Genomic DNA, 380 nt, shown 5'->3' on the forward strand with positions numbered 1-380 from the left:
CGCAACCAGAAGAGATTGATGGCTATGAATTGATCGAAATGCCAGAAAATGCGACTGGTGAATTTACAGAAGAACCACAAACGGTAACATATGTATATGCGCCTGTTGACGAAGGTGATGCAGCACCAGTTACAGTTGAACACGTCGATGAAGAAGGAAATCAACTAGCCCCTTCCGAGGATCTTACAGGAAATGTAGGAGAACCTTATGAATCACAACCAGAAGAGATTAGTGGCTATGAATTAATCGAAACGCCAGAAAATGCGACTGGTGAATTTACAGAAGAACCACAAACGGTAACATATGTATATGCGCCTGTTGACGAAGGTGATGCAGCACCTGTTACAGTTGAACACGTCGATGAAGAAGGAAATCAACTA

1 protein-coding gene is annotated in these 380 nt (G+C 42.6%); it reads left to right on the forward strand.

The window, feature by feature from the left end:
- A partial coding sequence (locus tag ACDX78_RS23290; RefSeq protein ID WP_486031234.1) for a MucBP domain-containing protein occupies positions 1–380 on the forward strand: 380 nt, incomplete at both ends.

Origin of the sequence: Virgibacillus oceani (genome assembly GCF_041521345.1) — a bacterium.
Lineage (GTDB): Bacteria > Bacillota > Bacilli > Bacillales > Amphibacillaceae > Virgibacillus_N > Virgibacillus_N oceani_A.